Origin of the sequence: Bradyrhizobium sp. 134, from assembly GCF_023074155.1 — a bacterium.
In the GTDB taxonomy this organism is placed as follows: Bacteria; Pseudomonadota; Alphaproteobacteria; order Rhizobiales; family Xanthobacteraceae; genus Bradyrhizobium.
The window spans coordinates 192,085-216,484 of record NZ_JADPKX010000046.1; the positions used below are offsets into that span (position 1 = coordinate 192,085).

At 65.0% G+C, this 24,400-nt stretch carries 21 protein-coding genes and 1 pseudogene; 15 read left to right on the forward strand and 7 right to left on the reverse strand.

The features are described from left to right. Positions 1–64: 64 nt before the first annotated feature. Positions 65–3,529, reverse strand: coding sequence for a tetratricopeptide repeat protein (locus IVA75_RS18335; RefSeq protein WP_247283144.1), 3,465 nt, complete (start codon positions 3,527–3,529; stop codon positions 65–67). Positions 3,530–3,756: 227 nt separating this feature from the next. Further along, positions 3,757–4,347 carry a PadR family transcriptional regulator gene (locus tag IVA75_RS18340; RefSeq protein WP_027570021.1) on the reverse strand — a complete coding sequence of 197 codons (591 nt, stop codon included), beginning with the start codon at positions 4,345–4,347 and terminating at the stop codon, positions 3,757–3,759. A 213-nt stretch (positions 4,348–4,560) separates the two neighbouring features. Here IVA75_RS18340 and IVA75_RS18345 point away from each other — a divergent pair, with 213 nt between their 5' ends. From IVA75_RS18345 to IVA75_RS18360, 4 genes are read left to right on the forward strand one after another with little or no spacing between them, the layout of a single operon-like run. Then, positions 4,561–4,947 (forward strand): nuclear transport factor 2 family protein, encoded by a 387-nt coding sequence (locus tag IVA75_RS18345; protein WP_027570022.1) that lies wholly within the window; start codon positions 4,561–4,563, stop codon positions 4,945–4,947. Between the two features lie 39 nt (positions 4,948–4,986). Next, positions 4,987–6,777: an acyl-CoA dehydrogenase C-terminal domain-containing protein gene (locus tag IVA75_RS18350; RefSeq protein ID WP_247359429.1), complete on the forward strand. Its 1,791-nt coding sequence runs from the start codon at positions 4,987–4,989 to the stop codon at positions 6,775–6,777. Positions 6,778–6,834: 57 nt separating this feature from the next. After that, positions 6,835–8,043, forward strand: coding sequence for an acetyl-CoA C-acetyltransferase (locus tag IVA75_RS18355; protein WP_027570024.1), 1,209 nt, complete (start codon positions 6,835–6,837; stop codon positions 8,041–8,043). An 18-nt stretch (positions 8,044–8,061) separates the two neighbouring features. Next, positions 8,062–10,275, forward strand: a complete 2,214-nt coding sequence (locus IVA75_RS18360; protein ID WP_247283148.1) for an FAD-dependent oxidoreductase — start codon at positions 8,062–8,064, stop codon at positions 10,273–10,275. Positions 10,276–10,346: 71 nt separating this feature from the next. Here IVA75_RS18360 and gstA read toward each other — a convergent pair whose 3' ends face one another. Then, the gene (gene gstA, locus IVA75_RS18365; protein ID WP_063994563.1) at positions 10,347–10,961 is read right to left on the reverse strand and encodes a glutathione transferase GstA; all 615 of its coding nucleotides are present in this window, start codon (positions 10,959–10,961) and stop codon (positions 10,347–10,349) included. A gap of 126 nt (positions 10,962–11,087) precedes the next feature. On the opposite strand from gstA, the gene IVA75_RS18370 reads away from it, so the two are divergent. The 3 genes from IVA75_RS18370 (at position 11,088) to IVA75_RS18380 (ending at position 13,725) form a co-directional block, all read left to right on the forward strand. Then, positions 11,088–11,582: a MarR family winged helix-turn-helix transcriptional regulator gene (locus tag IVA75_RS18370; RefSeq protein WP_027570026.1), complete on the forward strand. Its 495-nt coding sequence runs from the start codon at positions 11,088–11,090 to the stop codon at positions 11,580–11,582. Positions 11,583–11,681: 99 nt separating this feature from the next. Beyond that, on the forward strand, positions 11,682–13,052 hold the full coding sequence (locus IVA75_RS18375; protein ID WP_027570027.1) for a glutamate--cysteine ligase: 1,371 nt from the start codon (positions 11,682–11,684) through the stop codon (positions 13,050–13,052). 112 nt (positions 13,053–13,164) lie between these two features. Further along, positions 13,165–13,725 (forward strand): PAN domain-containing protein, encoded by a 561-nt coding sequence (locus IVA75_RS18380; protein ID WP_247283150.1) that lies wholly within the window; start codon positions 13,165–13,167, stop codon positions 13,723–13,725. A gap of 124 nt (positions 13,726–13,849) precedes the next feature. On the opposite strand, the pseudogene IVA75_RS18385 reads toward IVA75_RS18380, so the two are convergent. From IVA75_RS18385 to IVA75_RS18400, 4 genes and pseudogenes are all read right to left on the reverse strand, one after another. Then, a pseudogene (locus tag IVA75_RS18385) lies at positions 13,850–14,412 on the reverse strand (nucleotidyltransferase family protein). A 54-nt stretch (positions 14,413–14,466) separates the two neighbouring features. Then, on the reverse strand, positions 14,467–15,243 hold the full coding sequence (gene lepB / locus IVA75_RS18390; RefSeq protein WP_247283152.1) for a signal peptidase I: 777 nt from the start codon (positions 15,241–15,243) through the stop codon (positions 14,467–14,469). Further along, a complete protein-coding gene (tldD, locus tag IVA75_RS18395) occupies positions 15,240–16,667 on the reverse strand; it encodes a metalloprotease TldD (protein WP_027570031.1) in 1,428 nt (475 codons plus the stop codon). Before tldD ends, lepB begins: the two co-directional genes overlap by 4 nt. A 118-nt stretch (positions 16,668–16,785) precedes the next feature. Then, positions 16,786–17,331: an invasion associated locus B family protein gene (locus IVA75_RS18400; protein WP_247283155.1), complete on the reverse strand. Its 546-nt coding sequence runs from the start codon at positions 17,329–17,331 to the stop codon at positions 16,786–16,788. 448 nt (positions 17,332–17,779) lie between these two features. Here IVA75_RS18400 and coxB point away from each other — a divergent pair, with 448 nt between their 5' ends. The 8 genes from coxB (at position 17,780) to IVA75_RS18440 (ending at position 24,391) form a co-directional block, all read left to right on the forward strand. Then, positions 17,780–18,619 carry a cytochrome c oxidase subunit II gene (gene coxB, locus IVA75_RS18405; protein ID WP_247283157.1) on the forward strand — a complete coding sequence of 280 codons (840 nt, stop codon included), beginning with the start codon at positions 17,780–17,782 and terminating at the stop codon, positions 18,617–18,619. An 87-nt stretch (positions 18,620–18,706) separates the two neighbouring features. After that, entirely contained in the window at positions 18,707–20,332 is a 1,626-nt protein-coding gene (ctaD, locus tag IVA75_RS18410) for a cytochrome c oxidase subunit I (protein WP_007605061.1), read from the forward strand. A 60-nt stretch (positions 20,333–20,392) separates the two neighbouring features. Next, complete coding sequence (locus IVA75_RS18415; protein ID WP_027570034.1) at positions 20,393–21,337, forward strand: heme o synthase; 945 nt, start codon at positions 20,393–20,395, stop codon at positions 21,335–21,337. Further along, positions 21,334–21,510 carry a hypothetical protein gene (locus IVA75_RS18420; protein WP_007599435.1) on the forward strand — a complete coding sequence of 59 codons (177 nt, stop codon included), beginning with the start codon at positions 21,334–21,336 and terminating at the stop codon, positions 21,508–21,510. Before IVA75_RS18415 ends, IVA75_RS18420 begins: the two co-directional genes overlap by 4 nt. Before the next feature lie 5 nt (positions 21,511–21,515). Beyond that, positions 21,516–22,166, forward strand: coding sequence for a cytochrome c oxidase assembly protein (locus tag IVA75_RS18425; protein WP_247283160.1), 651 nt, complete (start codon positions 21,516–21,518; stop codon positions 22,164–22,166). Positions 22,167–22,243: 77 nt separating this feature from the next. Beyond that, positions 22,244–23,140 carry a cytochrome c oxidase subunit 3 gene (locus tag IVA75_RS18430; RefSeq protein WP_247283162.1) on the forward strand — a complete coding sequence of 299 codons (897 nt, stop codon included), beginning with the start codon at positions 22,244–22,246 and terminating at the stop codon, positions 23,138–23,140. A gap of 100 nt (positions 23,141–23,240) precedes the next feature. Then, positions 23,241–23,642 carry a DUF983 domain-containing protein gene (locus IVA75_RS18435; RefSeq protein ID WP_027570036.1) on the forward strand — a complete coding sequence of 134 codons (402 nt, stop codon included), beginning with the start codon at positions 23,241–23,243 and terminating at the stop codon, positions 23,640–23,642. Beyond that, positions 23,639–24,391, forward strand: coding sequence for an SURF1 family protein (locus tag IVA75_RS18440; protein ID WP_247283164.1), 753 nt, complete (start codon positions 23,639–23,641; stop codon positions 24,389–24,391). Before IVA75_RS18435 ends, IVA75_RS18440 begins: the two co-directional genes overlap by 4 nt. Positions 24,392–24,400 lie beyond the last annotated feature (9 nt).

Below are 24,400 nucleotides of genomic sequence, written 5' to 3' on the forward strand. Positions count from 1 at the left end.
GGGTCCTGGCTTTCGCCAGGACGACCAGTCCAGATTTTCGTCAGAGACGGTTGAGTGACCGCTCTCAATGCACCGCCGACGCCGCGCGCTTGGCGGCAACCGGCTTCGGCGCAGGCTTCGCGTTGGCCTGCGGCGCGCTGTCCCAGCCGCCGTTCGGGGCCGCAACATTGACGGCGTCGTCGGGCTGCGGCTCGGCGCTGAAGGTCTGGATCGCGAGCTTGGCGGCGGCGAGCGATTGCGGGTCGAGCCGCTTGGCAACATCATCGCGCTTGGTTGCTGCGTCCGCATCGCCCTGGGCGGCGGCGAGGGTGAACCATTTGTAGGACTCGGCGAGGTTCTGCTCCACCCCGATGCCGCGGGCATAGAGGATGCCGAGGTTGAACTGGCTGTCGGCGACGCCGCGGTCGGCGGCCTTGCGGAACCACAGTGCCGCGCTCTTGTAGTTGGCGCCGCGGCCGCCGCCATCGGCGTCGAGCACCGCGAGATTGTGCATCGCCTTGGCGTTGCCGCGCTCGGCCGCCTGCGTGTAGTAGCGGCGGGCGATGTCGGCGTCCTTCTTCACGCCGAGACCCTTTTCGTAGAGTGTCCCGAGGCGGAAGGTCGCGGGTACGACGCCGGCCTGCGCCGCGCGGTCGTACCATTTGGCGGCTTCTTCATAGTTTGCAGCCACGCCCTTGCCCTCGGCAAAGCGCACGCCGATCTCGTAGGCCGCGGTCGCATCGCCCTTCATCGCGGCGGTACGCAAGCCGGGGCCACCGATGCCGTCAGGCAGCTTTTCGGTCGGCGGCACCTGGATCATCGCAAGTTTCGCGCGGCTCGTGCCCGACAGCGCGCCGGTGACGTCGCTGGAGGCCGGCTGCGGCGCTGCGGCAGGCACCGGCGGAATTTCGACCGAGGCCGAGTTGCCAGAATTGTCGGCAGCAGGCGCGGCATTGTTCTGGGATTGCCGGCCGATCGGGGTCGGCGAGGTCATTGACGGCGTGACCTGCTCGGGCGTGGCGGGCTTGTTCTCGACCGGCGGCGGGGCCTGCGGCGCGGGTGCGGGCGACGAATTCTCCATCGCCTGCGGCGACGGTGACGAGCTGCTGCCATCGAGCAGGTTCATCGCCATCTTGAAGGTGCCGAGCACGATCACGACCACGCTCGCGCCGACCAGCAGCGAGCGGATCTTCGAGGTGATGGTCGAACCGCCGTCCTTATCGCTGGCCTTGCCCTTGTCCTTTGCGCCGCCGGCAGACGCCTTGGCGGCCCGGCCTGTTTTCTCGGGTGGCTGCGCGGCGGCGGCCTGGGCGGCGCGGCGCGCGGCAGCGATGAAGCTCGACGACGACACCGGCTCCTTGGGCGCGGCCGGGATTTCGCTGATCGCGCTTTCGGACGCGGCAATGCGCTCCGACGGCGTGGCGATGCGTGCACCCGGCCTTGTGCCCGGCTCGAGCGGATGATCCGGCGGCAGTTCGGGCGCAAGCGCGGCGCGCGTGGGCGCCGTATGCGGCTCCAGGATTTCGCTAATCGCGCGTGGTGGAAGCGGCGGCGCCATCGGCATCGGCGGCGGCGCTGCCGGCGCGGCGGCATGGAATTCGCGCGGCGCGGCGGCGAAGGCGGCGTGCGCCGCCTGCGCGGCGGCCGGATTGGGCAACTCGGGCTTCGGATCGTATTTCGGGTGCTGCTGTGGCTGCGGCCGTGGCTCGCGCGCCATCGGCGCGGGCTCCATGGGAGCGGCCATCGGCATCGGCATCGGCTGCGGCGCAGGGGCGGGCGGCGCGGTGCGCACATTGCGAAGATCGCCCTCGATCATCGAGAGACGATCGACGACGTGGCCAAGGGCGTTGTGGACGGCCTCCAGCGAATCCTGGGTGGTCCGGTTGGTCTCGGCCTGGCTGAAGCGGATGTCGGAGAGCTCGCGCTTGACGAGATCGACCATGCCGGAATCGGCAGGCGGCGTGGAGTTGCGGCTCTCGGCGAGCGCTGAATAGGTCGCCTGCTGCCGCTCCAGGTGGCGCAGGATGTCGTGCAGCCCGTCCTCGACGCGGCTGAAATTGCCGTTGCGCGGATCGGCGGCGGCCTCGAGCCGCTCCAGCAGGTACGAGACCCGCTGTTCAAGATGAGCAAAGGTCGAAGCCGAGTCGTTGCCGACCTGCATGCGGTCGAAACGGTCGGACAGGGCGCGGATCGCGCTTTCGAGCTGCTCGCTGCTCTCGGATGGCTGAGGGCGCTCGCGCGTTTCCAGAGCGGCGGTGAGCGCCGCGATGCGCTGCTCCAGTACCGCAAAACTGTCGCCTTGGCCGGACGCACGGGTGACCTGGTCGACCTTGGACGACAGCAGCTGCACGTCGTCCGAGAGCCGTGCCAGCGCTTCGTTGGAGGCGACGTTGGAGACGATGCCGCGCAGCGCCGAGATCGCGCCTTCGAGCTGGCGGACCGTCGAGGGATCGTCATTGGCGCGCAGGATCAGATCGAGCTTGGCGCCGAGATTGCGGATCGCCTCGTCATAGCCGGTGAGCTGCTCGGCCGGGGTCAGCGTGCGGAGCACCTGCTTGATCTCGGACAGCGCGTGCTCGATGCCGGACAGGACCTGACCGTCGGTGCCGTTGGAGCGGGTCTCGTCGATGCGCCGATGCAGCGAGCGGATCTCGTTCTCGATCGATTCGATCGCGCGGCGCGGCATTGCCTCGGTGATGGCGTTGCGGATATCCGCAAGCTCGCTGCGGAACGTGTTGATCGCCTGCTCGGTATTGTCAGGGCGCTGCAGCGATTCGATCTGGCTCGTGATCTTGAGCAGATGGCGCTCGAGCGCAGAGAAATCCGGCCCCGGCTGCGGTGGCGGTGGAGCGTAGGCAGGCGGCGCGGGGGGCGCGTAAGGAGCTGCCGCAGGCGCGATCGAGGGCGCGGCGCGCGGCGGCATCTGCCTGGGCGTAAAGCCGTCGAGCTCGCTCTGCCGTGCCGTGATCTCGGCGACCGCGACGTCGAACGAAGCGGGGCTCAGGGGCGGTGAGCTGCGATAGACCTGCGCTGCCGCGCGCTCGACCGCATCGGCCTGGCGCTGGCGCGTTTCAACGGGGGCCTGTCGAGGTGCCGGAGCCTGCTGCGGCTTCGAAATTTGCGAAAGCCTTGCATCGAGCCGAGAGATCGCGTCGTTGAGCTGGCGCGCAACGCCCTGCTCGCGCGAAACGTCTGGTCGCGGAGTGTCTTGCCGCGAAGGATCTTGGCGCGAAGGATCTTGCCGCGGCGCCGGCTTCGAAATCCGTTCGATCTGCTGGGTGATGGCGTCGAGCCGCTGGTGGATGTCGGCGACTTCGCGGCTTTCCTGGCTCGGGACGTGACTCGGGACTTGGCTCGGCAGTTGACTCGGAACGTGCTGGGCTTGCGGACGCTGGTCGTAAAGTCCGCGGAAGTTCGGCGGGGCGGTCTCGCCGAGCGTGGAGTTCAGCCAATCGTTGAGTGACATACCGGCGCGACGCGCAGCAGCTTCGGCCCGCTCCCGGACGGATGGATCGATGCCGTCAACACTCCACGATACGCGCGAATTCATGACTCTGTCCGGTTCCGACTCCGGCGCCCCACCCGGCGCCTCCAGTCTTCCCTCGCGTGCCGGTTGCAAAGACAATCGGATTTGGCGCGGGTCGTCTGCCTCGAAAACCGACTTTTGTCTGTTACGGTAAATAACGGGTTAAGGAACCCGTTGACGGTGTCTTAAAGTTGGGCGGCGGAGTGCGGGTGGCCTGCACACAAGCCCGGCCATGACGAAGCAGAGACACCTCAGCCCTTGCCCTCGCGCTTGCCGTCCTCCAGCGCCACCACGGTGCCGCTTGCGCTCATCGCCGACAGGGCCTCGAGCGCCTCTTCGCAGAAATCGGCCACCATCTGCTCGTGCCGGGCGCCGAGCTGAAGCAGCAGCAGGTTACCGAGGTCGAGCACGCCGGAGGCCGCCCCTTCCGGAAAGCGCTTCTTCAGGATGCGCTCGTAGTTCTCGTGGCGATCGCGGTGGTGCTCGAGCCGGGCCATCAGGTCGGTGCGCATGGGCTCAAGGCCGATACTGTCCAGCGCATGCAGCCGCACCAGGAGGTCGTCCTTGATGGAGGGGGGCGTGCTTGGCCGCGCGGCCCAGTGCCGCAGCGCTGTTCGGCCCTCCGGAGTCAGCGTATAGATCAGCTTGTTGGGCTTGCCTGTCTGCACGACCTCGCGGCCCTGGATGTAGCCGCGGTCGCGCAGCTTGGAGAGCTCGCGGTAGATCTGCTGGTGGTCGGCCTTCCAGAAGAAGCCGATCGAGGAATCGAATGTCTTGGCGAGCTCGTAGCCCGTCATCGGACGTTCCGTCAGGCATGCGAGGATTGCGTCGCCTAAAGCCATGACCCGGTCCTCCTGTTCTCGACCTTAACCGATTGGCTTGACTTTATGCGCATCGGCGCATATGCGTCAATGTGCATATGGGGCGACCCAAAAAACGAGGGCAAACACCGCCCCGAAACCTCAATGGAATCAACCTTCGCGCTACTGTGCATGGGGTTGTTTTCGCGTTTTTTGCCGAAGCCTTAGTTGCTTTGCCTTTAGGGAGGCACCTGAATGACCGGCCTCGATTCCTGGTACGGCTACATGAAGTCGCATGACCGGGCAGCGCTCTGGGACCTGCTCCATCCCGACGCCGTCTTCGAAAGCCCCGTCGTGCACGCGCCGCAGCGCGGCCGCGACATCACCTTCAAATATCTGGCCAGCGCCGAGAAGGTGCTTGGCGGTCCCGGCTTCACTTATGTCGGCGAATGGAAGAGTGAGAGCGGCGCCGTGCTCGAATTCAAGACCATGATCGACGGCATCGAGATCAATGGCGTCGACATCATCAGTTTCGACGGCGAGGGCCGCATCACGCATTTCAAGGTGATGGTGCGGCCGCTCAAGGCCATCAACATGCTGCATCGCCTGATGGCGGAGCAGTTGGCCGCCGCCCAATCCTAAACCAGCATCATCACTTCAAGGCTATGCCGGGAGACCACCATGCCGATCTACAAAGCCCCCGTCGAAGACGTGAACTTCCTGCTCAACGACGTCTTCCAGATCGACCGCTACGACAATCTGGCCGGCTTCTCCGATGCGTCGAGCGACGTGCGCGAAGCCATTCTCGGCGAAGCTGCCAAGCTCGCCGAAGAGGTGCTGCAGCCGCTCAACCGCATCGGCGATCTCGAGGGCTGCAAGCGCGCCGATGACGGCAGCGTCACCACGCCGAAGGGCTTCAAGGACGCGTTCAAGCAGGTCGCCGAGGGCGGCTGGCTCGGCCTGTCGGCGCCGACCGAGTTCGGCGGCCAGGGTCTGCCGGTGACGCTGAGCCAGGCGGTCAACGAATTCCAGATCTCCGCCAACATGGCGTTCTCGATGTATGGCGGCCTCACCATGGGCGCGACCGCGGCGCTGATCGGCCACGGCACGCCGGAGCAGAAGCAGACCTACGTGCCGAAGATGGTGGCGGGCGAGTGGACCGGCACCATGAACCTGACCGAGCCGCATTGCGGCACCGATCTCGGCATGCTCCGCACCAAGGCGGTGCGGCAGGCCGACGGCAGCTTCAAGATCACGGGCACCAAGATCTTCATTTCGGCCGGCGAACATGACCTCGCCCCCAATATCATCCACCTCGTGCTCGCCCGCGTCGAGGGCGCGCCCGCTGGCATCAAGGGCGTGTCGCTGTTCGTGGTGCCGAAATTCCTCGTCAATGCCGATGGGTCGGTCGGCGCACGCAATGGCGTGGTCTGCGGCTCGATCGAGCACAAGATGGGCATCCACGGCAATTCCACCTGCGTGATGAACTACGACAACGCCGTGGGCTGGCTGATCGGTGAAGAGAACAAGGGCATGCAGGGCATGTTCGTGATGATGAACGAGGCCCGCCTCGGCGTCGCCGTGCAGGGTCTCGCGCAGTCGGAAGTGGCCTATCAGAACGCGGTTGCCTATGCCCGGGATCGCATCCAGGGCCGTTCGCTCACCGGTGCCAAGGCGCCCGACAAGCCGGCCGATCCGATCATCGTCCATCCCGACGTGCGCCGCACGCTGCTGTCGATCCGCTCCTTCAACGAGGCCGCGCGCGCCTTCGTGATGTGGACCGCGCTGAAGAGCGACGTCGCCCATCGCTCCGAGGATACCAAGGACCGCCAGGCCGCCGACGATCACATGGGCCTGATGACGCCGGTGCTGAAGGGCTTCCTCACCGACTACGGCTTCGCCAATGCGGTGCAGGCGCAGCAGATGTATGGCGGCCACGGCTACATCGCCGAGCAGGGCATGGAGCAGTTCGTGCGCGATGCCCGCATCGCCATGATCTACGAAGGCGCCAACGGCATCCAGGCGCTCGACCTCGTCGGCCGCAAGCTGCCGCGCGACGGCGGCCGCGCCATCATGGCGTTCTTCGGCGAGGTCATGGCCTTCGCCAAGGAGAACGGCGGCGACGAGGCGATGAAGCCCTACGTTACCCCGCTCTCGGCTTCGCTCGGCCATCTCCAGCAGGCCACGACGTGGCTGATGCAGAACGCGATGGCCAAGCCCGACAATGCCGGCGCCGCCGCGACCGATTACCTGAATCTCTTCGGCTTCGTCGCGCTCGGCTACATGTGGGCGAAGATGGCGAAGGTGACGCAAGCCAAGATTGCCGAGAGCGGGGCGACTCCCTATCTCTCGACCAAGCTCGTCACCGGCCGCTTCTTCATGGAGCGGATGCTGCCGGAGACCGCCGCCAATCTCGCGCGCATCCAGGCCGGCTGCGCGACCATCATGGAACTGCCGGCGGAAGCGTTCTGAAGCCGCTTTCGCTGCGACCCGATCAAGACCAGAAGATCATCACATCAGGAGGGCGTCATGCCTGAGGCATTCATTTACGACCACGTCCGCACCCCGCGCGGCCGCGGCAAGGCGGACGGTGCGCTGCACGAAGTCACCGCGCTCGCGCTCGCGACCGTGCCGCTCAAGGCGCTCAAGGACCGCAACAACCTGCCGGAAGATTCCGTCGATGACGTCATTCTCGGCGTGGTCGATCCGGTCGGCGAAGCCGGCTCCGACATTGCGCGCTTCGCCGCGCTGAAGGCGGGCCTCGGCGAAGCGGTACCGGGCGTGCAGATCAGCCGCTTCTGCGCCTCCGGCCTCGACGCCGTGAATTTTGCCGCAGCCCAGGTGATGAGCGGCCAGCACGAGCTCGTGATCGGCGGCGGCGCCGAATCGATGAGCCGCGTCGGCATCGGCGCCTCCGGCGGCGCCTGGCCGATGGACCCGTCGATGGCAGTGCCGGCCTATTTCATGCCGCAGGGTGTCTCGGCCGATCTGATCGCGACCAAATACGGCTTCTCGCGTGACGACGTCGACGCCTATGCGGTGCAGAGCCAGCAGCGTGCGGCGAAGTCCTGGGATGAAGGCCGCTTCGACAAGTCGGTCGTCCCGGTGAAGGACATCAACGGCCTCACCATCCTCGCCAAGGACGAGCATATGCGTCCTTCGACGACGATGCAGTCGCTGGCGCAGCTGCAGCCGGCGTTCACGATGATGGCACAGATGGGCGGCTTCGACGGCGTCGCGGTGCAGTCGCATCCGGAAATCGAGCGCGTCAATTACGTGCACCACGCCGGCAATTCGTCGGGCATCGTCGATGGTGCCGGCGCGGTTCTGCTCGGCAGCAAGGAAGCCGGCGGCAAGTACGGCCTGAAGCCGCGTGCGAGAATCCGCGCGTTCGCCAATATCGGGTCCGAGCCGGCGATGATGCTGACCGGTCCGGTCGACGTCACCGAAAAGCTGTTCGCGCGCTCCGGCATGAAGAAGTCGGACATCGACCTGTTCGAGCTCAACGAGGCCTTCGCCTCCGTCGTGCTGCGCTACATCCAGGCCTTCGACATCGACAACGCCAAGATCAACGTCAATGGCGGCGCGATCGCGCTCGGCCATCCGCTCGGCGCGACCGGTGCCATGATCCTCGGGACCGTGCTCGACGAGCTCGAGCGCACCAACAAAGCGACCGCACTGGTGACGCTGTGCATCGGCGGCGGCATGGGCACCGCGACCATCATCGAACGCGTCTAAGGGTAGGGAGCAACCAGCATGGCTTACAAGAATTTCAAGGTTGAGACCGATTCCGACGGCATCGCGCTCGTGACCTGGGACATCCCGAGCCGTTCGATGAACGTGCTCGACGAAACCTCGACCAACGAGCTCGACGCGATCGTCAAGGCGACCACGGCGGATGCTACGGTTAAGGGCGTCGTCATCACCTCCGCCAAGGAAGCGTTCTGCGCGGGTGCCGATCTTTCCATGCTCGAGGGCATGAACCAGGCCTACGCAAAAGTGTTTGGGGAGCAGGGCGAGACCGCGGCGAACCAGATGCTGTTCGAGCAGAGCCGGCGTTTCTCGCAGGTGCTGCGCTCGATCGAGACCTCCGGCAAGCCGTGGGCGGCGGCGATCAACGGCCTCGCGCTCGGCGGCGGTTTCGAGATCACGCTGTGCTGCCACTATCGCGTGGCGGCGGAGAATCCCAAGACCCGCCTCGGCCTGCCCGAGGTCAAGGTCGGCCTGTTTCCGGGCGCCGGCGGCACGCAGCGCGTGCCGCGCCTGGTGCCGCCGCAGGACGCGATGACGATTCTGCTCAAGGGCGATCCGGTCACGATCGAGAAAGCCAAGGCACTGAATCTGATCCACGCCATCGTTCCCGCCGCCGATCTCATCAAGGCGGCAAAGGACTGGATCAAGGGCGGCGGCAAGGCCGTCGCGCCCTGGGACGAGAAGGGCTTCAAGCTGCCGGGCGGCCCGGTGTTCTCCAAGGCCGGCATGATGATGTTCCCGGCCGGCAACGCGATCTATCGCCGTGAGACCTACGACAATTATCCGGCCGCGCGCGCGATCATGAGCTGCGTCTATGAGGGCCTGCAGCTGCCGATCGACGCCGCATTGCGCGTGGAATCGCGCTACTTCACCTCGGTGCTGCGCTCGAAGGAAGCAGCCGCGATGATCCGCAGCCTGTTCCTGTCGATGCAGGAATTGAACAAGGGTGCGCGCCGTCCGAAGGATGTGCCGCCGACCAAGGTGAAGAAGATCGCCGTGATCGGCGCCGGCTTCATGGGCGCGAGCGTCGGCTATGTCTCGGCCCGTGCCGGCCTCGACGTCGTCCTGATCGATCGCGACCAGGAGAGCGCCGACAAGGGCAAGGCGCATGCGCAAAAGGTGATCGAGGAGCAGATCAAGAAGGGCCGCGCCAAGCCCGGTGACGCAGAAGCGCTGCTCGCCCGCATCACGCCGACCGCGGACTATTCCGCGCTGAAGGACGTCGATCTCGTCATCGAGGCCGTGTTCGAGGACCGCAAGGTCAAGGCTGATACCTTTGCTAAGGCGCAGGAGCACATGAAGCCGGACGTGATCTTCGCGTCCAACACCTCGACGCTTCCGATCACCTCGCTGGCGGAATCCTTCAAGGACCAGGGCAGGTTTGTCGGCATCCACTTCTTCTCGCCCGTCGAGAAGATGATGCTGGTCGAGATCATCCAAGGCAAGAACACCGGTGATCTCGCGATCGCGACCGCGCTCGATTACGTCCGGCAGATCGGCAAGACGCCGATCGTCGTCAACGACTCCAGAGGCTTCTTCGCCAATCGCTGCGTCGGCCGCTACGTCGCCGAAGGCAACGAGATGTTCCTCGAAGGCGTGCCGCCGGCGATGATCGAGAACTGCGCCAAGATGGCCGGCATGCCGGTCGGCCCGCTCTCGCTGTCGGACGAGGTTGCGCTCGACCTCGGGCTCAAGATCATGAAGGCGACGGAAGCCGACCTCGGCCCCAACGCCATCAATCCCGACCAGAAGAAGCTGATGGTGGAAATGGTCGAGAAGCAGGGCCGACTGGGCCGCAAGAACAGCAAGGGTTTTTACGACTACCCCGAGAAGGGCAAGGGTCAGAAGAGCCTGTGGCCGGGCTTGTCCGCGCTGCAACCCAAGCAGCTCGACCCTGATACCCTCGACGTCGAGGAGCTGAAGCAGCGCTTCCTGGTGGTGCAGGCGGTGGAGGCCGCGCGCACGGTGGAGGACCACGTCATCACCGATCCGCGCGAAGCGGATGTTGGCTCGATCCTCGGCTTCGGCTTCGCGCCGTTCACCGGTGGCACGCTGTCCTACATCGACTTCATGGGTCCCAAGAAGTTCGTCGAGCTTTGCCACAAGCTGGAAGCGAAATACGGCTCGCGCTTCACCCCGCCGAAGCTCCTCGAGGAGATGGCCGCGAAGGGAGAAACCTTCTACGGCCGCTTCGCGCCGAAGAAGGCGGCCGCGTGATTCTCTGAACCCCTAGCCGGGATGAAAAATACGAAAGGCCGGATCTCGATCCGGCCTTTCGCATCTGCGCCTCAGGCAGCCTGAATCAGCCCTTCCTTCTTCATCGCTTCCTGCACCTGCGGCCGCGCCGCGACGCGGGTCTTGTACGCGGCAAGGTTCGGCATCGCCGAGAGGTCGAACTTCATCCGGTCGCCCCAGGTCAGCATCGTGAAGAGATAACCGTCGGCCACCGTGAACTGCTTGCCCATGAGGTAGTCGCGGCCGGCGAGCTGGCTGTCGATGTATTTCAGCTTGCCCATGACGCGGTCCTTGAAGAAGGCCTTGGCCTCGTCGTTCAGCGCCGGCGCGAACATCGGGCCGAAGCTCTTGTGGACCTCCGAGGTGAGGAAGTTCAGCCATTCGAGCAGCTTGTAGCGCTCGGAGCTGCCGTGGGCCGGCGCCAGCGCCTTGGCTGAGGCCTGATCGGCGATCATCTGGACAATCACCGGGCCTTCGGTCACGATCTCTCCGCTATCGAGGCCCAGCGCAGGGACCTGGCCCTTGGGGTTCAGCTTCAGATAATCCTCACCGTTTTCGAGCTTCTTGGCCCGGATATCGACCTTGACCAGTTCATAGGGCAGGCCGGCCTCCAGCAGCGCGATATGGGGGGATAGCGAGCAGGCACCGGGCGAATAGTACAATTTCATGGAATTTCCTCCTCTTGTTGCTTGGCTCAGGCGAAAGAACGACTACATGCATCTGCTTGAAGTAGTCAAGATTGATGCAGGTGCATCGAATAGGGTAAGAGACGGGCGACGAGCTTGAGCGGGACCATGAAACGCAAACCATCGACCGAGGCGACTTCCGCCTGGATCCGCTTGATGCGGGTGCAGAGCCGCGTGCTCAATTGCGTCGAGCAGGACCTGAAGAAGGCCGGCTTCCCGCCGTTGGCATGGTATGACGCGCTGCTCGAACTGTCACGGGCGCCCTCGGGCGAGCTCCGGCCGGTCGAACTCGAACGGCAGATGCTGATCCCGCAATATTCGACATCGCGGCTGATCGACCGTCTGGTCGACGAAGGCCTCGCCTCGCGGCGTGAATGCAAGATCGACAAGCGCGGCCAATTCGTGGAGATCACGGAAGCCGGCCGCGAATTGCAGAAGCGGATGTGGGGCGCCTATTCGGCCGCGATCGAGAAATATGTCGGTTCGAAACTGTCCGATGCGGATGCCGTGAAGCTCAGCGGTCTGCTCGACCGTCTCGGCTGCTCGTGCGGCGAGATGAAACTGCCGCCTGCCCACGTCAACGAAACCACGCCGTCGCGATGAGCGCGCGGCACACCAGCTCGTCCGTGCAGCCGGTGGCTGCGCGGACCATCCCTGTCACCCACGCGCGTTCGATCGAAGCGCTTTTGATTAGAGTCTGATATGGCGCGAGACCAGATCGATATGACGCCGTTGCAATCGCGTGACGAGCTCGTCAAGTGGTTCGAGGAAGGCTGCAAGGACCCGTCCGAATTCCGCATGGGCACCGAGCATGAGAAGACGCCGTTCACGCTCGAAGGCCACCGCCCGGTGCCCTACGAAGGCCCGCGCGGTATCGGCGCGCTGCTCGAAGGCATGAAACTCCTGCTCGGCTGGGAGCCGATCATGGAGAAGGGTAACATCATCGGCCTCTACGACGTCACCGGCGGCGGCGCGATTTCGCTGGAGCCCGGCGGGCAGTTCGAGCTTTCGGGCGCCCCGGTCGAGAACGTGCACCAGACCCAGAGTGAGCTGATGGCGCATCTGGCGCAGGTGCGCGAGATCGCGACGCCGCTCGGCATCGGCTTTCTCGGGCTCGGCATGACGCCGTCCTGGTCGCGCGCCGACATCCCGGTGATGCCCAAGGGCCGCTACAAGATCATGACCAATTACATGCCGAAGGTCGGCCAGTACGGCCTCGACATGATGTACCGGACCTGCACGGTCCAGACCAATCTCGACTTCTCCTCCGAAGCCGACATGGTCAAGAAGCTGCGTGTCTCGCTCGCGCTCCAGCCAGCCGCAACCGCCTTGTTCGCCAACTCGCCGTTTACCGAGGGCAAGCCGAATGGCTTCCTCTCCTTCCGGTCCGAGATCTGGCGCGACACCGACAACGCGCGTGCCGGCATGATGCCTTGGGCATTCGAGGATGGCATGGGCTTCGAGCGCTATGTCGACTACGCGCTCGACGTGCCCATGTATTTCGTCAAACGCGACGAGGACTACATCGACGTCTCGGGCTCCTCGTTCCGAGCCTTCTTCGATGGCCGCAACAACAATTTGCCCGGGGAACGTCCGACGTTGTCGGATTGGGCCAACCATCTTTCGACGATTTTCCCGGAGGTGCGGCTCAAGCGCTATCTCGAGATGCGCGGCTCTGATGGTGGCCCGTGGGGCCGACTGCCGGCGCTATCGGCGTTCTGGGCCGGGCTGCTCTACGACGATGTGTCGCTGGATGCCGCCTGGGACTTGGTAAAGCAGTGGAACGCGCATGAGCGTCAGGCCCTGCGCGACGACGTGCCGCGCTTCGGCTTCAAGTCGCGGATCAAGGACCGCTATCTGTTCGAGATCGCCAAGGAGTGCCTCGCTTTGGCACATGCCGGCTTGCGCCGGCGCGGCCGGATCGACCAGCTCGGCCGCGACGAGACCAGGCATCTGGAGCCGCTTGACCGCATCATCGATTCCGGCCGCACGCCAGCTGAGGAGATGCTCGACAAGTTCAAGGGCCCGTGGAACGGCTCGGTGGAACCGGCGTACGCGGAATACGCGTTCTAGACCAAGGTCCCAACGGTCGGGACTCGAGCCGTTCATCGCCCGTACAGGTTTGCGGCGATCAAATGGCCGGCTGAAAAACCCGAGCGTCGTCAATAACTCGAAAGCTGTTCCGATGGGGAAGGGCCGCCTGGCCGTCATGGCAAGCGTCGTGGCCTGCGCCGCGCTGCTTTCGCTCTCGTTTGCGAGCTGGCCTGCGCGCGCCCAGACGGCGTTCGATCGGCCCGGCGGAGACTATTTCAGCACCCCCGTCACGTCGGGCGATCCCGAGGATTGCGCACTGCTGTGCGAGCGCGACCGCCGTTGCCGCTCGTGGAGCTTCAGCTATCCTGACGTCGAAGGCGGCTCGGCGGTGTGCTGGCTGAAGAACACAGTGCCTGCGCGCGTGCCGGGAAGCTGCTGCATCTCCGGTGTGCGCGGCGCCGGCGTGATCGAGCCGCGTGTCGAAGGCGTGGAGACCTCGATCGACCGCCCCGGCGGCGATTTGCGCAATTTCGAGATGAAGGACGGCGAAGGCGAAGAAGCCTGCAAGGCCGCCTGCACCGCCGACAACAAATGCCGCGCCTTCACCTATGCCCGCCCCGGCTACACCGGACGCGAAGCGCGCTGCTTCCTGAAAAAGGAAATCAAGCCGCCGCGGCGGAAGGCAGGGTTCACGTCGGGCGTGGTGCGGTAGCATGCAGCTCTCACCACCGTCATTGCGAGCGTAGCGAAGCACTCGAGAATTGCTTCCGCGGCAGCAGTCTGGGTTGCTTCGTCGTTTCGCTCCTCGCAATGACGAGGAGGGTAAAGCGGACACCTCACTCGGCCGCGATCACCGTGATCTCGGGCCACAGCGTCTTCCAGCGTGCCGCCTTCGCCGCGTAATTGGCGGTAGAAAAATTCGGCGCCCGATTGGGTCGCACGATCAGCTTCGCGACGTCGTCGAACCCGTGCGGCGCGTAGACGTCGAAATCCCCGACGGCAGGGCGGATGCCCACCTGCGTATTCTCCGTGAGGAAGCGGTCGATACCGTCGGTCGCGCGCATCAAGGGCGGATAAGGCAGACCGTGCCGGGATACCAAAGGTGCACGCGCGCCTGGTTGCGGATTTCGACTTTGGGGCCGAGATGCGCGAGCGGCGCGTGCAGCTTGCGGATCACCGCGTCTTCCGCCTCCCATGAGGGGTCGGAATCGAAATAGAACACGTCGTAATCGGCGATGCCGTGATCGATCGGGCGGCCCGTGAGCACGTTCCACACCGTCTGCACCAGACAGCCCGCGACCAGCCACGCATCCGGCAGCGCGAGGCGATGGATTTCATCGAGGATCGCTGCGTTGAACGGATTTCGCAGGGCGAGAGCCAGAAATTCGTCGCGGATCATTACTGTTGCGCTCCCTCTCCTGCGTGCAGGAGAGGAGTGAAGACATTCCGGCCTTCAATGCACGGCGGTGAAAAACCGCGCCATGCGAAATCCGGACAGCCAGGTCCACACCGGCTGGCCCCGGATGCCGAGATCCCAGGATCCGAGCACGGCATCCGCGCGGCCGACCAGATTGTCGATCGGCAGCATGCCGACGCCGCCGGAGCGCAAGGGCACGCGGCTGTCGGCGGAGTTGTCGCGGTTGTCGCCGAGCACGAAGAGATGGCCGGCCGGCACCGTCACTTCCTGCGTATTGTCGAGCGGACCGTTGTCGCGCATCTTGAAGATCAGATGCGAGACGCCGTTCGGCAGTGTCTCGACATAGCGATAGGCGGGTTCGCTGCCGCCATTATCGTCCTCGGCGGCGCCAACGCCGTCCGGCTTCAGCTCGGCGGGGCGGTCGTTGACGAAGAGCTGGCCCTGGCGCAGCTGGATGCGGTCGCCGGGCAGACCCACGACGCGCTTGACCCAGGCCTGCGAGCGGTCGCCGGGCCAGCGGAAGACCACGACGTCGCCCTGCTTCGGCGTCTCCGCGAACACGCGGCCGCTCTCGGGCAGGTTGATCTGGATCGGCAGCGACGAGGTGCCGTAGCCGTAGGGGAATTTCGAGGCGATCAAGGCGTCCCCGATCAACAGTGTCGGCTCCATCGACCCCGACGGCACGTAGAACGGCTCGGCCAGCGCACCCTTGGCGATGAACACCGCCGCGACGATGCCGGCGAGCTGCACCAGCTGGCCGCCCCAGCCGCTGCTCTTCCGCTTGCTGGTGACAGTTATCTTCTCGACACTCATCCGCCTGTTCCACCCACCGTAATGCGTTCCATCAACAGCGACGGCTGGCCGACGCCGACCGGCACGCCCTGACCGTTCTTGCCGCAGGTGCCGATGCCGGTATCGAGCGCGAGGTCGTTCCCGATCATGCGGATGCGATGCAGGTCGGTCGGCCCGTTGCCGATCAGCATGGCGCCCTTCAGGGGCGCGCCGATCTTGCCGTTCTCGATCTTGTAGGCCTCGGTGCACTGAAACACGTATTTGCCCGAGGTGATGTCGACCTGGCCGCCGCCGAAATTCGCGGCGAAGACGCCGTTCTTCACCGAGGCGAGGATCTCGGCCGGATCACGGTCGCCCGCGAGCATGTAGGTGTTGGTCATGCGCGGCATCGGCACATGGGCATAGCCCTGGCGGCGGCCGTTGCCGGTCGGTTTCATGTTCATCAGGCGCGCGTTCTGACGGTCCTGCATGTAGCCGACCAGGACGCCGTCCTCGATCAGCACGGTGCGGTTGGTCGGCGTGCCCTCGTCGTCGATCGACAGCGAGCCGCGGCGCGAGGCAATGGTGCCGTCGTCGACCACGGTGACGCCCTTGGCCGCGACCTGCTGACCCATCAGGCCGGCAAACGCAGACGTCTTCTTGCGGTTGAAGTCACCTTCGAGGCCATGGCCGACCGCCTCATGCAGCATTACGCCGGGCCAGCCGGCCCCGAGCACGACGTCCATCTCGCCGGCGGGGGCGGGAACCGATTCCAGATTGACCAGGGCCTCGCGGAGCGCGCCATCGGCGGCGTCGCGCCAATTCTTGCTTTCGATGAATTCGGCGTAGCCGGCGCGGCCGCCATAGCCCTTGCTGCCGCTCTCCTGGCGGTCGCCCTGACCGGCGACGACGGAGACGTTGACGCGCACGAGCGGGCGGATGTCGCGATAGCTCTCGCCGTCGGGCCGCAGGATCTCGACCACCTGCCAGGTCGCGCCCAGGCTGACGCTGACCTGCCGCACCCGCGGATCCTTGTCGCGCAGATAGGCGTCGATCTCGGCGAGCAGCTTGACCTTGGTCTCGAAGCCGGGGGCATCGAGCGGATTGTCGTCACTATAAAGCCGCACGTTGGTATGCGCTGGAGGCGCGGCGAAGCTGCCGGAATAACCACCGCGCACCGCCGCGACCGCGTCCGCAGCGCGAATCAGCGCCGGCAGCGACACGTCGGAGGAATGCGCATAGCCGACGGCGTCGTCCTTGACGGCGCGCAGGCCAAAACCCTGCGAGGTGTCGTAGGTCGCCTGCTTCAGCCGTCCATTGTCGAACATCAGCGCTTCGGTCTGGCTGTATTCGAGGAACAATTCGCCGTCGTCGGCACCGGCAAGCCCGCGCGCGAGCTCGTTGCGAACCTGGTCGCGGTCGAGATTGGCGCGGTCGAGCAGGGAGGTTGTGGCAGGGTTGGTCATGCGTCCGTCCATTATCGGGGGATGTGAGGCAAGATAATGGTTTCCCGGCAGTTCCGCGAGGGCGCCAAGTCTCACATTACGGAAACAATAGGATTCGCGGGCCTAACCGCCCTTCGCACTACGGCAGCTTGTCATATCCCTCGCCGAGCCCGTTCAGGCTGAGCGGGAAGCCGATGCCTTCTTCCGGGGTCTCGAAGATGATGAAGGTCGCGGTCTTGGCGGTGCGGAGCTGGCCGAGCAGCTTGTCGTCCATCACGACCTCGGCGACGCAGCCATTGGGCAGGCAGCGGACAAAGCCGGCACGGCCGACATCCTGGTTGTCGAGCTTGAGGCCGAGGCCGGAGGGCAGGAGAACGCCGAGGGGGGCGACCACCCGCATCAGGCGGCTCTTCTGGTCGGCGGTCTTGAGAACGATCACGGTCAGGCCGGCGTTGGAGCGGTCTTCGGCCACCACGCTCTGGATCAGGGCGCATTGCTCGGACTGGGCGCCCGGCGGGGTGTCGCAGCGGATCTGCCAGTCGCCATGGACGGAGCGCACCGCGCCCTGCGCATGGGCGAGGCCCGGAAGCGCCAGGACGACGACCGCCGCCAGCAGGGCAATCAGCATCGTGAGGCTGCCAGCCTGGCTTTTAGCTCGCCTTGCCATGGATCTCGAAAACCCCATCGGGTCGGTCCCTCTGCTCGCCTGGGTCGCTCGCGCCGGGCGGACTGATACGGGAATGACGGCGTCTTGAAGGCGATTCGCAAGCAAATTCCACGCCGCCACGGCCGCCGTCGCCCGCACGAATCAGGTTCCTGTGCGGCTGTCTGCCAGTGCCTACCGCGGGCAATTCCGCTGTCAAGCCGCAGCATCCCGGGAAATGGTAATTTTGTCTGATGTTACTAGGAAATATCTTGCGGGTGATGGCTGACAGACGAGGCTCAAGACTGCATTGCGATAGATCAAGAATTATGGTTTGAGAGGCTTGATTTCGGCGTTCTAGCGATCTGGCCCCAATTCCTCTTAGAGGTATTTTTGCGCGGCGGTTTGTCAGACGGGGGGATCGAATAAAGCGTTTCCCGAAAATAGGGGAATGCACTTGGGGTGATTTCGTTAGGGGAGCGCGAACGGCATGAAGATGTCGATGGGCCCGGTGGGCCGGCACTTGCTGGGATTGGCCGTGGCGGGTCTGACGCTGGCGACGGGCGGCGCGGCATTTGCCGAGCTCGGGCAACCGGTTGCGTGGGAGTGGACTCTTCAGCAGTCCGCGTCCCCGGTGATGGACAACATCGTCTGGTTCCACAATTTCCTGTTCGTGCTGATCACGCTGATCACGCTGTTCGTTCTGGCGCTGCTCGTGATCGTGGTCGTGAAGTTCAACGCGAGAGCCAATCCTGTGCCGTCGCGGACCACGCACAACACGCTGATCGAGGTGGCGTGGACGCTCGTTCCGGTGCTGATTCTGGTCGGTATCTCGGTGCCGTCGTTCCGCCTCCTGTTCCTCGAGCTCGACGTGCCGAAAGCGGATCTGACCATCAAGGCGACCGGCAAGCAGTGGTACTGGTCCTACGCCTATCCGGATAACGGCAAGTTCGAGTTCGACTCGCTGATGGCCCAGGACAAGCAGCCCCGTCTGCTCGGCGTCGACAACGAGATGGTGGTGCCCGTCAACAAGGTGGTCCGGGTTCAGGTCACCGGCGCCGACGTGATTCATGCCTTTGCGCTGCCGGCCTTTGGCGTCAAGATCGACGCCATTCCGGGCCGGCTCAACGAGACCTGGTTCAAGGCCACCAAGACCGGCATGTTCTACGGCCAGTGCTCGGAATTGTGCGGCAAGGACCACGCCTTCATGCCGATCGCTATCCGCGTGGTGAGCGACCAGGAGTTCGCCTCCTGGGTCGAGACCGCGAAGAAGAAGTACGTGAGCGGCGGCACCAGCACCTACGCCTCCACGGCCGGCCCGACGCAGTAAGCGCCGGGTGACGGGGTCGAGGAAACTGAAAGCGACATAAGGCGGGACCTCCAGAGGTCCGATCGGGACGCAAGGCAGGATTAGAAAATGGCAACGAGCGCAGCGGCACACGGCGATCACGCGCAAGACCACGGACATGACGAGCACGCCCATCCGACCGGATGGCGGCGCTACGTCTATTCGACCAACCACAAGGACATCGGCACGATGTACCTGATCTTCGCGGTCATCGCCGGCGTCATCGGCGCCGCGATGTCGATCGCGATCCGTGCCGAGCTGATGTATCCGGGCGTGCAGATCTTCCACGAGACGCACACCTACAATGTGTTCGTGACCTCCCATGGTCTGATCATGATCTTCTTCATGGTCATGCCTGCGATGATCGGCGGCTTCGGCAACTGGTTTGTGCCGCTGATGATCGGCGCGCCCGACATGGCGTTCCCGCGCATGAACAACATCTCGTTCTGGCTGCTGCCGGCGTCCTTCGCGCTGCTGCTGATGTCAACCTTCGTCGAGGGCGAGCCGGGCGCCAACGGCGTCGGCGCCGGCTGGACCATGTACGCGCCGCTGTCGAGCTCGGGCCATCCGGGCCCGGCGGTCGACTTCGCGATCCTGTCGCTGCATCTGGCGGGCGCCTCGTCGATCCTCGGCGCCATCAACTTCATCACCACCATCTTCAACATGCGCGCGCCGGGCATGACCCTGCACAAGATGCCGCTGTTCGTGTGGTCGATTCTGGTGACGGTGTTCCTGCTGCTGTTGTCGCTGCCGGTGCTCGCCGGTGCGATCACGATGCTGCTCACCGACCGCAATTTCGGCACGACGTTCTTCAATCCCGAAGGCGGCGGCGATCCCGTGCTGTTCCAGCATCTGTTCTGGTTCTTCGGTCACCCCGAAGTGTACATCCTGATCCTGCCCGCCTTCGGCATGGTCAGCCAGATCGTCTCGACCTTCTCGCGCAAGCCCGTGTTCGGCTATCTCGGCATGGCCTACGCCATGGTCGCGATCGGCGGCATCGGCTTCGTGGTGTGGGCGCACCACATGTACACGGTCGGCATGTCCTCGGCGACGCAGGCCTATTTCGTCGCCGCCACGATGGTCATCGCGGTCCCGACCGGCGTGAAGATTTTCTCGTGGATCGCCACGATGTGGGGCGGCTCGATCGAGTTCCGCGCGCCGATGATCTGGGCGGTGGGGTTCATCTTCCTGTTCACCGTCGGCGGCGTCACTGGCGTGGTGCTGGCGAATGCCGGCGTCGACCGCGTGCTGCAGGAGACCTACTACGTCGTCGCGCACTTCCACTACGTGCTCTCACTCGGCGCGGTGTTCGGAATCTTCGCCGGCTGGTACTACTGGTTCCCGAAGATGTCGGGCTACATGTACAATGAAGGGCTCGCCAAGGCGCACTTCTGGGTCACCTTCATCGGCGTGAACCTGGTGTTCTTCCCGCAGCACTTCCTCGGTCTGTCGGGCATGCCGCGGCGCTATGTCGATTATCCCGACGCGTTCGCTGGCTGGAACCTGGTCTCGTCGGTCGGCTCCTACATCTCCGGCTTCGGCGTGTTGATCTTCCTCTATTGCGTGATCGACGCCTTCGCGAAGAAGGTGCCGGCTGGCGACAATCCGTGGGGTGCAGGTGCGACCACGCTGGAGTGGACGCTGCCCTCGCCGCCGCCCTTCCACCAGTTCGAAGTGCTGCCCCGCGTGCAGTAAGCCAACGCTCGCGGCGCCCGTGACGGGCGCCGCGGCTCGACAAAGAAGCGAGTCAATCTAGTGTCCGTCCTCGACCACAATGCCGTCGACATCAATCCCCGCATCTCCGAAGCGGAGGTTGGCGATTACATCGCGCTACTGAAGCCGCGGGTGATGTCGCTGGTGATCTTCACCGCGCTGGTCGGAATGGCGATGGCACCCGGGCATTTCCACCCGGTGCTGGCCTTCACCTCGCTGCTCTGCATCGCCGTCGGCGCCGGCGCGTCCGGGGCGCTCAACATGGCGCTCGAAGGCGACATCGACGCCAAGATGTCGCGCACGGCGAACCGGCCGATTCCGCGCGGCCGCATCACCCGTCCCGAGGCGATGACCTTCGGCATGACGCTCGCCTTCTTCTCGGTGATGACGCTCGGCATCCTCGTCAACTGGATCGCGGGCGCGCTGCTCGCCTTCACCATCTTCTTCTACGTCGTGATCTACACGATCGGCCTGAAGCGCTGGACCGCGCAGAACATCGTGATCGGCGGTGCCGCCGGCGCGCTGCCGCCGGTGGTGGCCTGGGCCGCGGTCACAGGCACGGTCGATGTCGAGCCGCTGCTGCTGTTCGCCATCATCTTCTTCTGGACCCCGCCGCACTTCTGGGCGCTGGCGCTGTTCCGCTCCGACGACTACGCCCGCGCCGGCATTCCGATGCTGCCCAACGTCGCCGGTCCCGACGCGACGCGGCTTCAGATCCTGCTCTATACCATCGTGCTGATCGCAGTCGCGGCTGCGCCCTGGGCGCTCGGCTATTTCGACGCCATCTACGGCATCGTCTCGCTGATCCTCGGCGCCGGCATGCTGGCGTTCGCCATCAATGTCTATGTGCGTCGCGAGCGCAGCCAATCGCTGCGGGCGACCCGCAAGCTGTTCGCGTTCTCCATCCTTTATCTGTTTGCGCTGTTTGCGACCTTGCTGGCCGAGGTCGTGTTCCGGGCGCTTGCGCCGATGGTAGGGGGCGCATGATCGCAGGAATGGCCGACAAACCCGAGATAGATGGAATCGTCCTCACTGAGGCGCAGAAGAAGAGCCGTCGTCAGCGCTCGATCGCGATCGCGCTCGCGCTCGGTGTGCTCGTGGTGCTGTTCTTCGCCGTGACCATGGTCAAGGGGCCGGCCGTGCTCGTCCGGCCGATGTAGGAAACATGGATCAGAAGCCGACCATATCGCGGGATCAGAGCCGGACGGCCACCAAGGGACGCAGGCCTGCCAAGGGGCTTGGCCGCGACGTGGTGGTCGCCTCGATCTGTGGCGGCGTGGTCGCGCTGATGGTCGGCGCCTCCTACGCGGCGGTGCCGTTCTACAACTGGTTCTGTCGCGCCACCGGCTTCAACGGCACGACCCAGGTCGCGACCTCGGCGCCGGCCAGCGGGCCGATCGCACGGAAGATCGCGGTGCGTTTCGATTCCAACGTTGCGCCCGGCCTGCCCTGGAAGTTCGAACCGGAGCAGAGCGAGATCGAGGTCAATATCGGCCAGGTCGTGACCGTCTTCTACACGGTGACCAACCAGGCCGCGCGGACCACCGCAGGCCAGGCCGCCTACAATGTCGCGCCGCTGACGGTCGGATCCTATTTCCAGAAGATCAACTGCTTCTGCTTCACCGAGCAGACCATGGCGCCCGGCGAGAAGCGCGAGATGCCGGTCGTGTTCTACGTCGATCCGTCGATTGCCGACGACCACGAGAACGACGGTCTCAATACGATCACGCTGTCCTACACGTTCTATCCGGTGAAGGATCCGGTGGTGAAGCCGCTCGCGGCCAGCGAAGACGACAAACGCAAGGGAAATCTCTGATCTCCGGGCTCACGCGCCGGGGTTGGAATAAGGGGATAAGTGCCTGACAGGCACGGGATTGAGGAGCGAGACCGCAAATGGCAACGGCGCACACCAAGCATCACGACTACCACCTGGTCGATCCCTCGCCATGGCCCGTCGTCGGCTCCATCTCCGCCTTCATCATGGCGGTCGGCGCGATCACCTGGATGCACCACATGTTCTCGGCTGCGCCGATCATCTTCGGTGTCGGCACCGTCGGTGTGCTCTACACCATGGCGAGCTGGTGGGGCGATGTGATCAGGGAAGCCCAGTACAAGGGCGATCACACCCGCGTGGTGCAGCTGCATCACCGCTACGGCATGATCCTGTTCATCGCCTCGGAGGTGATGTTCTTCGTCGCCTGGTTCTGGGCCTATTTCAACGCGGCGCTCTTCCCGGCCGACGCCGTCCACGCCACCCGCGATGCGGTGTTCGGCTGTGGTCTCGGGACGGCGGCCGGCGCCTGCGCCGTGCCGGGCACCTGGCCGCCGCACGGCATCGAGACCTTCGATCCCTGGCATCTTCCGCTCCTGAACACGCTGATCCTGCTCACCTCCGGCACCACGGTGACCTGGGCCCACCATGCGCTGCTCGAGAACGATCGCCAGGGCCTGAAGTATGGCCTGATCCTCACCGTCGTGCTTGGCGCGCTCTTCACCTGCGTGCAGGCCTATGAGTACAGCCACGCGGCCTTCTCCTTCGGCGGCAACGTCTATGGCGCGACCTTCTTCATGGCGACCGGCTTCCACGGTTTCCATGTGCTGGTCGGCACCATCTTCCTGATGGTGTGCCTGTTCCGCGCCTATGCCGGCCACTTCACGCCGACCCAGCATCTCGGCTTCGAGTTCGCCGCCTGGTACTGGCACTTCGTCGACGTGGTCTGGCTGTTCCTGTTCCTCTGCATCTATGTCTGGGGACACGGCGCCGAGACCATGGCCCACGGCGCGCACTAAGCGGGCTGACTTCGGATCGAGAAAGGGCGGCCTCCGGGGCCGCCCTTTTGCTTTTTTGCGCGCAGGGGTTTCGGCAGAAACTGTGATAGACCCTGTCATCATGAACGAAGCCGCCGATACGTCCGAGCCGCAAGCCACCGTCCTGCAGAGCGCGCTGCGCGGGCTTGCCTGCAAATGCCCGCGCTGCGGCCAGGGCAAGCTCTATGCGGGCTTCCTGACGCTAGCGCCGTCCTGCGAGCGTTGCGGCCTCGACTATGCCTTCATCGATTCCGGTGACGGTCCGGCGATCTTCATCATCATGCTGGCCGGCGCGATCGTGGTCGGCTGCGCGCTCGTCGTCGAAGTCAAGTACCAGCCGCCGTACTGGCTGCACGCGGTGTTGTGGCTGCCGCTGATTCTCGCGACGACCCTGCTGCCGTTGCGCGCGATGAAGTCGCTGCTGATCGCGCTGCAATTCCACCATAAGGCGGCGCCGGGCCGGCTGGTCGACCGCGCGAAATGAACGAGACCGCGCGCAAGCCCCGCGTGGCCGGCTTCGCGCTGTTCACGCTATTCCTGACCGCGGTCTGTATCGTGCTCGGTGTCTGGCAATTGCAGCGCCGCATCGCCAAGCACGAGCTGATCGCCGCACTGACCGAGCGCCTCGCGGAGGCACCGGTCGCTCTGCCGCCGCCGGCACGATGGGCCGCGCTAAGTCCCGCGCGCGATGAATTCCGCCGCGTCAGCTTTACCGCGACCTACGCGCCCTTGCCCGACGCGATGGTCTATTCCCCCGGCTCCGCCGTGCGCAAGGACGCGTCGGGCCCCGGCACCTGGGCGTTCCTGCCGGCGCGGCTGCCGAGCGGCGAGACGGTGGTGATCGATGCGGGCTTCGTCGAAAACACCATGCAGGATCGCAGCGTCGAGGATCGCGCGGTCAAGAAGCTCGTCACGGGGCAGGAGGTCTCGTTCACCGGTTATCTGCGCTTTCCCGAGGCGCCTGGCTGGCTGACTCCGGCGGAGAACCGCGACAAGCGGCTGTGGTTCGTGCGCGATCACGTGGCGATCGCGAGCGCGCTGGGCTGGGGCGCGGTTGCGCCGTTCTATGTCGACCTTGAGCAGCCGGCGCCCGAGAGCGGCATTCCGCGGCCGGGACCGCTCGACGTGCATCTCAAGGACGATCACCTGCAATACGCCATCACCTGGTTCACGCTTGCAGGCGCCGTGCTCATCGCCTTCGCCGTGTGGGCAAGAGGGCGGCGGCGGGGCTGAGCTCCGTAG

What these genes read in the sequence shown, in the direction of transcription:
- gstA (WP_063994563.1), bottom strand. Translation starts at nt 10,961, where the DNA reads ATGAAATTGTACTATTCGCCCGGTGCCTGCTCGCTATCCCCCCATATC.
- IVA75_RS18370 (WP_027570026.1), top strand. Translation starts at nt 11,088, where the DNA reads ATGAAACGCAAACCATCGACCGAGGCGACTTCCGCCTGGATCCGCTTG.
- IVA75_RS18440 (WP_247283164.1), top strand. Translation starts at nt 23,639, where the DNA reads ATGAACGAGACCGCGCGCAAGCCCCGCGTGGCCGGCTTCGCGCTGTTC.
- IVA75_RS18375 (WP_027570027.1), top strand. Translation starts at nt 11,682, where the DNA reads ATGGCGCGAGACCAGATCGATATGACGCCGTTGCAATCGCGTGACGAG.
- IVA75_RS18435 (WP_027570036.1), top strand. Translation starts at nt 23,241, where the DNA reads ATGAACGAAGCCGCCGATACGTCCGAGCCGCAAGCCACCGTCCTGCAG.
- tldD (WP_027570031.1), bottom strand. Translation starts at nt 16,667, where the DNA reads ATGACCAACCCTGCCACAACCTCCCTGCTCGACCGCGCCAATCTCGAC.
- coxB (WP_247283157.1), top strand. Translation starts at nt 17,780, where the DNA reads ATGAAGATGTCGATGGGCCCGGTGGGCCGGCACTTGCTGGGATTGGCC.
- IVA75_RS18350 (WP_247359429.1), top strand. Translation starts at nt 4,987, where the DNA reads ATGCCGATCTACAAAGCCCCCGTCGAAGACGTGAACTTCCTGCTCAAC.
- IVA75_RS18425 (WP_247283160.1), top strand. Translation starts at nt 21,516, where the DNA reads ATGGATCAGAAGCCGACCATATCGCGGGATCAGAGCCGGACGGCCACC.
- IVA75_RS18340 (WP_027570021.1), bottom strand. Translation starts at nt 4,347, where the DNA reads ATGGCTTTAGGCGACGCAATCCTCGCATGCCTGACGGAACGTCCGATG.
- IVA75_RS18400 (WP_247283155.1), bottom strand. Translation starts at nt 17,331, where the DNA reads ATGGGGTTTTCGAGATCCATGGCAAGGCGAGCTAAAAGCCAGGCTGGC.
- IVA75_RS18335 (WP_247283144.1), bottom strand. Translation starts at nt 3,529, where the DNA reads ATGAATTCGCGCGTATCGTGGAGTGTTGACGGCATCGATCCATCCGTC.
- IVA75_RS18420 (WP_007599435.1), top strand. Translation starts at nt 21,334, where the DNA reads ATGATCGCAGGAATGGCCGACAAACCCGAGATAGATGGAATCGTCCTC.
- ctaD (WP_007605061.1), top strand. Translation starts at nt 18,707, where the DNA reads ATGGCAACGAGCGCAGCGGCACACGGCGATCACGCGCAAGACCACGGA.
- IVA75_RS18345 (WP_027570022.1), top strand. Translation starts at nt 4,561, where the DNA reads ATGACCGGCCTCGATTCCTGGTACGGCTACATGAAGTCGCATGACCGG.
- IVA75_RS18380 (WP_247283150.1), top strand. Translation starts at nt 13,165, where the DNA reads ATGGGGAAGGGCCGCCTGGCCGTCATGGCAAGCGTCGTGGCCTGCGCC.
- lepB (WP_247283152.1), bottom strand. Translation starts at nt 15,243, where the DNA reads ATGAGTGTCGAGAAGATAACTGTCACCAGCAAGCGGAAGAGCAGCGGC.
- IVA75_RS18355 (WP_027570024.1), top strand. Translation starts at nt 6,835, where the DNA reads ATGCCTGAGGCATTCATTTACGACCACGTCCGCACCCCGCGCGGCCGC.
- IVA75_RS18430 (WP_247283162.1), top strand. Translation starts at nt 22,244, where the DNA reads ATGGCAACGGCGCACACCAAGCATCACGACTACCACCTGGTCGATCCC.
- IVA75_RS18360 (WP_247283148.1), top strand. Translation starts at nt 8,062, where the DNA reads ATGGCTTACAAGAATTTCAAGGTTGAGACCGATTCCGACGGCATCGCG.